This window comes from Clostridium sp. (assembly GCF_036639235.1).
In the GTDB taxonomy this organism is placed as follows: domain Bacteria; phylum Bacillota; class Clostridia; order Clostridiales; family Caloramatoraceae; genus Clostridium_AB.
In genome coordinates this window covers 1-9,032 of the sequence record NZ_JAVWJB010000053.1, presented here as the reverse complement: position 1 = coordinate 9,032, position 9,032 = coordinate 1, and the positions used below count along the sequence as shown (strand labels likewise).

The window sequence follows — 9,032 nt, the reverse complement described above, 5'->3', positions numbered from 1 at the left end:
GGACACTTGTATATCTGAAATAAAATTATTTTAGCAATTTGTAAAAATTACAAGTAGACAGAGATTGTCTACTTGTAATGGTATAATATGGATTAGAGTTGAATAACTAATTATGTTGTAATAAGTCGAGAAGAAGCTGTTTAATCTATATGGGGATAGATTAAATGGCTTTTTCTTTGTTTATTATATTTAGTTAATGTCTATTTAATGAAGTAATTAATAGTTATAGGGTAGTTCCTTGTATTGTACAATTAATATTTCCATTGTTTAATATTTTAGCTTTAGGTGTGTTATATATTATTGGTTTATATGGCATTGGGAAGTAGGAGTACTTCTCTGAATAAATATGAAATTCATTATGAATAAGATTTCTATTATATAGCTCCCCAGAATTATTAAGTCTATGGGAATTAGTTAGTGTTCCATTATTATAAAATCTATTGTAGTTAGATAGTGTGTTTTTATTAATTAAAGTGTTGTTATTGTTAAGTGTTTTCACGTTATCTATTAGACCTGTACTAACTACTTTGCCGTTAATGTTAAGTACTTCATAGTTTCTTATATATGAATTTATGGTATGGGTTCCGTTAAAATTAGTGGTTCCATAATTGTATAAATGTGAAATATATCCAGTGGTTGTTATGTCTGAGTTATTTATAAAGTTAATAATGCCGTAGTTCGAGATTATCTTTTCAATATAAATATGTCCTGTTATTGTAAGGCTAGCGTTTTTTCTAATTATTATATTGCCATTTTTATGTTTGTTATGTGTACTTGGAATGGTAATTGGCTTCATAACATGAATAAGCATGGCGGTGCTATCATTACTTGCAGATTCAAACTCCTTATATGTATTAACTTCTCTATACCCATTTTTTAGCTTAGTTATCTTATCTGAATAGTTAGGGTAACAGGCTTTACAGTTATGGGATATTACGCTTTTTTCAAAGGCTTTAATGTTATTAATATCACCATTTATAATTATCTTGTCGTAGGCATCATTTAATTTCTTAGTCTCAGAATAGTGTGTACCTCTAATGTTAACAAGAATAGAGTCAGCCTTACGATACATATCCTGCACTTTTTCTATATCCTTATAGGTGAAAGGAATATAGGTAAACTCATAGAACTTACCTATAAATGCTAGGTTTTTATCATGTAAAAATGTAGAATCATAGGTTCTAGCATGTCCAAGTCCACCCTGTGACTTTGGAGTATAGTATTTAATTATTTTTTCAGCAAGTAGATAGTGATCTATTACCCTTCCATATGATAAATAAATAGGTTTAATATGCTTCTTATCTTCACTTTCGCTTTCTGGAATTTGGGAAATATATTGACGTACTTGTTTAAGTCTTAATCGAATAGTAGGGCTAGTTGCCTTACCTACAAAGTCACTATGAACAGCATTCATGATTTCTTGTAAACCTTCCCTAGATTTGATTAAAGCCTGTGATGGATTAGATGATATTACAGGTTTAAGCTGTGGTGCATAGGTTGTTGAAGCCAGCACTATTGGTTGTAGAACTACTGATGTAACAGCCATAATGCATAGGAATTTAATTAGTAATTTAAACTTGCAGTTCATTTTATTTTCTCCTTTGTTAATTATACTTATATATTACTTAATTATGTAAAGTTGTACAATAATATTAAATATAATAGTTGAAAAAATATGATAAATAATGCTAAAATTTGCTAAAGAGAATATGCAAAATAAAAAGTCATATTTTAGGTGGATTGTATCTACAGTGGAGGAGTTATTATGAACAAAGGTAAAAGGTTTATAGCATATGCAGTGACTATTATGATGGTGGTTTCAGGAGTTATGGCTGCTGCTGAAAGTGAGAGTGTTGTTTTTGCTGCTAAGATGAGTAGGGCAGAGGCTGCATGTAAGGCTAAGGTAGACAAGATTACTAGTTCCTTAAAGAGTAATTATCTAGGGCTTAAGAATGTTGGTCAATGGCAGCAGTATATTAAGGAAGCTAGGGCCTTAGCAGGAAAGCTTAGTAGAAGCACTAGAGTTAAGTATGTTAATCAGATTGATAAGGCAGAGGCTTTAGTTAATGCAGCTGCTAGGGTTAATAAGGTTGAACAGAGCATGGAAGTTAATGCTCACACTATTAAGAATACTGTTACTTGGGATATGTATATTAATCTAGCTAAGACTGATCTGGCTAAGGTTGATAAGAATATATTCTCTAAGCAGATTTCTGAGCTTAATTCAAGAATAAAAACAAGAGAGACTATTATTGCAAATATTAAGAAGGTTATGGTTAGTGAAGAAGTAACTATATCAGGTGGTAGCTATCCTATTCATGGGGAACTTGTAAAGCCTAAGAATCCACCAAATAATATGAAAACTGTTATTATTGTTGGTGATGCAGGTCCTACAGGTAGAGATGGTGGAACCTATGTTAATAGTCCGTATAAGGATATTGCAGAGGGGCTAGCAAGCAGGGGAGTTGCTTCGTTTAGATTCGACAAGAGATACTATACATATGGTGAGGAGTTTTCTGTTGAGGAGGATTTAGCATTTACTGTTGAAGAGGATTATGTTGAAGATTATAGTAAGATCATAAGATACTTATCTGGTAGAGGAGATATTAATGAAGATAATATTTATGCCCTAGGGTTTGGTCAGGGTGGAAGTATTCTTCCTATGTTAGATGGTGCGAGTGGACAAGCTAAAGGATATATTTTCATGGGAGCTAATAAGGCTTCAGTTGAGGATACTATTCTAAATGTTATGGTGAATATGCTTAGTAGTGCACCTGATTTAACAGAGGCTGAGAAGAGGGAAAGAATTGAATATGTTAAGGGTGAATATGACTTAATAAAGGGTCTAACCCAGTCATCACCTGATGATTTCTTCTTAGATATGTCAACTAAGTACTGGTTAAGCTATAAGGGATATGATGGGGCTAATATGGCTAGAAGCATTAATAAGCCTATGATGTTCCTACATGGTACTAATGACTATATGGTGCCTTCAAGTGAACTTAATGAATATAAGTCAGCTTTATCAGGCAGCTCTAATGTTTCATTTAAAGAGTATGCTGGATTAACTAGTGAATTTATAACTGGACCTAAGAGTTTTGATGCTTATAGCATTAAGGGGAAGGTTTCACAAACAGTTATTGATGATATAGCAGGGTTTTTAAATAAATAATCAAATATAATAGATATGCTTTTTAATAAGGTTATATGTATGCCGATCACTATTGTGGTTGGCATATTTTTATTAATATAAATTCCAAAATATATATTGGTTAATTTATAAATTTATAGAAGGAAAGTACCTAATTAGAATTATTTCACATGTATTATATGGTGAATTGCTTGTAAATTTATTATATTGTAGGTAGTTTGTTGAATTGGCATCTTCCATGTAATATACTGTTATTGAAAAGGAGTCGATTTAATTGGTATTTAGTAGTTTAATATTTTTATTTGTATTTTTTCCAATTATTCTAGCTGGGTATTACCTTATTAAAGATGACTATAGAAATTATTTTTTACTTTTAGCTAGTTTAATTTTCTATGCATGGGGAGAGCCTGTGTATGTTTTATTAATGTTATTCTCTATTCTTGCTAACTACGGCTTTGGGCTTTTAGTTGCAGGGGGAAGGAGTAAGTCTATTTCGAAGTTCTATGTAGGACTTTCACTTGTTTTTAATCTTGGGTTACTTGGGGTTTTCAAGTACACAGGATTTATAATGTCTAATATAAATAGTCTTTTTGGGCTGGATATACCATATCCAAGTCTTCAACTTCCACTTGGAATATCATTCTTTACTTTTCAGGCATTAAGCTATGTTATTGATGTTTATAGAAATGATGCAAAGGTACAGAAGAATCTTTTTAATCTTGCGCTTTATATTGCATTGTTCCCTCAACTTGTTGCAGGGCCTATAGTTCGTTATCAATCAGTTGCGGATCAGATGGTAAGTCGTAGTCATACTGTTGAGAAGTTTGGTGAAGGTGTTAAAAGGTTTATGCAGGGTATGGGTAAAAAGGTGCTTATAGCAAATCCATTAGGTAGTGTTGCTGATACTGTTTTTGTTATACCACCAGATGAAATATCTGTTGCAACGAGCTGGATTGCAATTATTGCATATTCACTTCAAATTTACTTTGACTTTAGTGGTTATTCAGATATGGCAATAGGTCTTGGTAAGATGTTCGGATTTGATTTCCTTGAGAATTTTAATTATCCATATATATCACAAAGTGTTTCAGAGTTCTGGAGAAGATGGCATATATCTCTTGGAAGCTGGTTTAGAGAGTATGTTTACATACCACTAGGAGGTAACAGGGTAGGGCCTATTAGGGTATACTTTAACCTATTTGTTGTGTGGATGTTAACAGGTTTCTGGCATGGTGCAGCATGGAATTTTGTTGCATGGGGACTGTATTTTGGAATTTTAATTGGCCTTGAGAAGGCCTTTGTTTTGAAATTACTATCTAAGGTTTATAGACCTATAAGACATTTATACCTAATTATAGCTGTTATTATTGGATGGATATTTTTTAGGGCAAGTAGTTTCGGTTATGGGATTGACTATATGAAGTCTATGATTGGAGCAAATTCTAATCAGTTATATGATAATTTAACCTATGTATTCTTAAATGACTATGGGGTCCTATTATTAGTAGGACTCGTTTTATCAACTCCGGTTTTAAAGTGGTTAGTAGGTTATATTATGGATAGGAAACCAGCTCTTTTAGAGAATAGTGTTTTCTATATTTCAAATTCCCTAGTATATGGTGTTATGTTTCTTGTTATTGTTGTTAAATTAGTTAATTCAACATATAATCCGTTTTTATACTTTAGATTTTAAGGAGGAGCCATGAATAGAAAACAAGCAATATGGATGATTATTCCCTTTCTTGGTATAGTTTTTGGGTTTACTGCCTTAATGTATATTAAGCCTGATTATTATGAGAGTAAATCGGAAAATAGGTTATTAGCTCAGAAGCCTGTAAAAGGAAAAACAGGTGATAAAACATATAGTGAAGCCTACGAAAAGTATGTAACAGATCAATTTCCTTTAAGAGATAGAATGTTAAAGCTTCACACTAAAATTGAAATAGAAAAAAATAAAACTGATATAAATGGATATTATCTTCAAGGAAATGGGTGGATATTTGAAAAAAGCAGCTTAAGACTTAGTGAAGATGATGCTAAAGAGTGTTCGGATAAGATTAATGAGTATGCTAAAGTGCTGAGAAGTAGGGGAAAGGAAGTTTATTATGCTTCAACTCCACAGAAGGAAAATACCTTAGTAAATATTATGCCTGCATATTCTAACCTAAATATATTAAGTAGAAATACCCAGATGTTTTTAGGTGGAATTAATAGGGGTAATGTGAATCTTATTAATGTTTCAGATGACTTTAAGAAGAATTATAATAGTGAATTCCTAGAGAATATGTACTTTAAAACAGATAACCACTGGAATGGAATAGGTGCTTATGCTGGTTTTAAGTCTATTATGAATGGTATGGGAGTTAAGGTAAATGATTCTGATTATATGGTTGAAAGTATAGAGGGGAAGGACTTCCTTGGTATATATAATCAGAACCTATATAGTATCTATCCTGAGGGTGAGAATATAGAATATGTTTACAGAAAAGGTTCAGGGGGTAGGGAGTACTACCTACATAATGGAACTGATTTCCAAAGGGTAGATAAGGAGAAGATTATAGGTACTGGAATTAAGGGAAAAGAGGTTACCTATTCAACTGCATATACATCATCTAGTATCCATTACAAGACAATTAATAGGGATGCACCTATTAAGAAAAAGTTATTAATATATAGGGATTCATATCATTCAGCTATGAGCTGGTTATTTGAGGATATGTTTTATGAGGTTGAGGTTGTAGACCCAAGGTATATTAGTAAGTCTAAAACAACAAGTATGGATATTGCAAAGACAACTGATGCGGATATTGTACTTATGATGTATAATGATTTTGGTTTTATCACCATGATAAGTGAAATGTAGCAGAGATATGCTGTATATAAAAAACGAAAAAACATACATGCTATCACATATTAAATTTTATATCAAAATGGGTAAAATAGAATTTATTGACAGGCTATAATACTTAACTTAATATTGATTTATGGGAAACTATACATAATATAAATGTATGGTTTTTCTTTTTAACAAGCCTTATTAAACACAAATAAATTTGAATTTTGGGGGATGAAGGTATGGTAAAGAATCAATTAATAGCAGCGGTTACAGCGGGAATTATGTTAACCTCAACGGCGGTTAATATTATTAATTCACAGCTTCAAGTAGACTATGTTTATGCTATTAGCTCTAGTGCTAAGAAGGTAGAGGATAAACTTAATACTATTTTAAGTAGCATTAGGTCTAAGGGTCTACTAGATGCTAACATTGTATCTATTAAGAAGATGGTAACAGATGCAGCTTCTTTAAATGCTAAGCTTTCGGAGGGTGCTACTAAGAAGAAGTACGCGGATACAATTAGTAAAATAGAGGCTTTGATTCTTGCTGCACAGGGGGTAAATGCCCTCGAAACTTCATACGCTAAAAATTCTAAAACTATTGGAAATGCAGAGGTTTGGGAAAATCAAATCCTAGGAGTTAAAGGTAGAATTGTGAAGGCAGATAAGAATTTGTTTGCTAAGGAATATAAGGCTTTAGTAGAACGGGTAGTTAAGGTAAGCCAAGGAGTTAATACTATTAAGAGGAATTATGCTGCTTCTATTTTGAAGGTTGAATCCCTTGTTAAAGAGGGGGAAGCCCTAATATCTAAGGACCAAAAAGTAGCTCTTGAGAAATTAAGGTTAGCTAAGGATGCAGCTATAAAATTGCAAAAACATCAGAGTAAAATGACTCTTATTAAGAGGATTAATAAGAGTATTAAGATTATAGATGAAAGTTTTTTAAAGAGTGTTACTGTTAAGTCTAATGAAGATGCAGTAGCACTTAAGGGGTATTATGATAGGATTATTATATCCCCAGGGCAGAATGGTGATCCGGTAGATATAACAGGAGTTGAAGCTTTAGAAATAAATATAGATTCTACGTGCTTTCTATCTTTAACTTCAGCAATTGTTGGAGATATGAAGATTGTAAGCGGATTAAATGCTGCTGTTATAAATATTGAGGGAACCAAGATAGATAGTATATATACTGAGTCATCTACAATGATTGGAAGTATATATGTTGGAGCCAAAAACTCAAATAGTCAAATGGTTATAAACAATATATTCTCAAATATTAAGCCGAGTAGGGACCCTGGGGTAGCACCATTTTTGACTATTAACTGTGGAGTATCTAATGTATATGTTAATACTCCTATAGCTATGGTTTTAGAGGGGGATATTAGGAATTTGGTTGTTGATTCCCCTGAGGTATTCGGTGATGTTCAGGGTGTTATAGGGAATTTACTAGTTAAAAAGGGAGCAAGAAACCTTGTTTTAAGTGGACAGGGAACAATTGAAAAAGCTAGTGTACTTGAAAGTGGAACTATAATATCAGGAATCAAGATTCCAGCAAATCTTGAGAATGTTATAAGGGATGAGTCACGTGCTGTGGTTAAAACAGTTATGAAGTTTGTTGTTGATACTGAGTTTGGAATAAAGGTAACAGATCCCGCTGAAGAATATAAAATGTATCTTGAAGCTATTTCTGATAAGGATATTAAAATAACCCTTGTTAAGGTAGGGGGGAAAGAAAATGTTTATAGGATAACATTAACCCATGGTAAATACTCAGAAAGCAAGGATGTTAAGTTAATAGTTGCAAAGCAGGATGCATCACTTGAGAAAAAAAGTGAAATGAATAATTACGAAGGTAATTTTCTGTGGAAATCTAAAAATGGACTTGGAACAATTCATATGCCAGGAGACATGGGTCCACCTGATAATGACTATAGCTTAAATGGAGGGTATTTGGCACTACAGTTAATTGATAGTAGTGGTGTAGCAGTTAAGTTAAGTGATGTGCTTGAAAGTATTACTCTTAAGAGAAATGATGATTACCTAGATGTAATTCCAGATAATAATAGGGAAAAAAGTGACTTTGGACTTGGTGAAGTTGAAGGAGGGGGAACCAATTTAGCTAGTCCAGAGGGAGGAAATTCAGTATTCTATGGACTTAAGGTTAAGAATGGAAAAACCTATACAATGGCATTCTCAAGTGAAGAAGTTAGCGATATTCTAGTAGGAGTGAAGCCAAAGACTTTGGCAGCTGTAGGGGAATACACATTAAAAATAACCCCAGCTCACCAAGGAGAAGCAAATAAATTTATTAAAATATCAGATTCAATTGAATTTAAGGTAAGCATTAAATAAATTTTAAAGGGGCTGTTACAAAATAATTTAATTTTGTAGTAGCTCCTTTTTATGCCTCGGTATAGGTAGTAGCTGGTGGCTATCTTGGTATGCGGTGGGATTTTTCCTAGAAGGCCTAAGAGCCTAAAACAGCACCACGCTAAGTGCAATCATAAACTCGGTAAACCTCAAACATATGATTTTACTAAGCGGGGCACTGTTTTCGGCCCTAAGTCCTTCTAAGTCAAAACCCAATGATACCAAGACATCCACCAGCTACTACCATAAACATATTCATTCAGATGAGGGATTGTAAAATTTAATTATCTTGCATACAGGGGGAAGATGATAAGCTAACTTCTTTTTTAGTAGGTATAGCTTCATGTTAAGAGACCCTTCCCTCCTGACGTATCATTGGGTTGTGACGTAGAAACTCTTAGATCTAAAAATGCAAAGATACTTAGGAAAGCCTAGTGTTTGAGGGTTTACCCGAGTTTTAGGCTGCCCTTAGTGGATTTGTATTTTTAGGTCTTAGAGTTTCTTGGAATAATCCCACCGCATACTGAAGGGGGGCAGGGTCTTTTAACTATACCAACTACAAAAGAGGAATCTCTAATGGAGACTCCTCTTTTGAGTTATTTGTTTAAGAATTCGACAATGGAATTTATAACTGAAGGGTCTACATTAGATTTTTCTAAGTAGGCATTTGGAG

Annotated in this window: 5 protein-coding genes; 4 read left to right on the top strand and 1 reads right to left on the bottom strand. The window is 33.1% G+C overall.

Annotation, left to right across the window (positions count from 1 at the left end):
* Positions 1-223: 223 nt before the first annotated feature.
* Entirely contained in the window at positions 224-1,588 is a 1,365-nt protein-coding gene (locus tag RR539_RS09640; protein WP_332500376.1) for a hypothetical protein, read from the bottom strand.
* A 177-nt stretch (positions 1,589-1,765) separates the two neighbouring features.
* On the opposite strand from RR539_RS09640, the gene RR539_RS09635 reads away from it, so the two are divergent.
* The 4 genes from RR539_RS09635 (at position 1,766) to RR539_RS09620 (ending at position 8,341) form a co-directional block, all read left to right on the top strand.
* Positions 1,766-3,172 (top strand): alpha/beta hydrolase, encoded by a 1,407-nt coding sequence (locus tag RR539_RS09635; RefSeq protein WP_332500375.1) that lies wholly within the window; start codon positions 1,766-1,768, stop codon positions 3,170-3,172.
* A gap of 253 nt (positions 3,173-3,425) precedes the next feature.
* Positions 3,426-4,844 (top strand): MBOAT family O-acyltransferase, encoded by a 1,419-nt coding sequence (locus RR539_RS09630; protein WP_332500374.1) that lies wholly within the window; start codon positions 3,426-3,428, stop codon positions 4,842-4,844.
* Positions 4,845-4,853: 9 nt separating this feature from the next.
* Positions 4,854-6,014, top strand: a complete 1,161-nt coding sequence (locus RR539_RS09625; protein ID WP_332474807.1) for a DHHW family protein — start codon at positions 4,854-4,856, stop codon at positions 6,012-6,014.
* A gap of 212 nt (positions 6,015-6,226) precedes the next feature.
* Positions 6,227-8,341 carry a hypothetical protein gene (locus RR539_RS09620; RefSeq protein ID WP_332500373.1) on the top strand — a complete coding sequence of 705 codons (2,115 nt, stop codon included), beginning with the start codon at positions 6,227-6,229 and terminating at the stop codon, positions 8,339-8,341.
* Positions 8,342-9,032: the final 691 nt, after the last annotated feature.

What these genes read in the sequence shown, in the direction of transcription:
- RR539_RS09640 (WP_332500376.1), bottom strand. Translation starts at nt 1,588, where the DNA reads ATGAACTGCAAGTTTAAATTACTAATTAAATTCCTATGCATTATGGCT.
- RR539_RS09635 (WP_332500375.1), top strand. Translation starts at nt 1,766, where the DNA reads ATGAACAAAGGTAAAAGGTTTATAGCATATGCAGTGACTATTATGATG.
- RR539_RS09625 (WP_332474807.1), top strand. Translation starts at nt 4,854, where the DNA reads ATGAATAGAAAACAAGCAATATGGATGATTATTCCCTTTCTTGGTATA.
- RR539_RS09620 (WP_332500373.1), top strand. Translation starts at nt 6,227, where the DNA reads ATGGTAAAGAATCAATTAATAGCAGCGGTTACAGCGGGAATTATGTTA.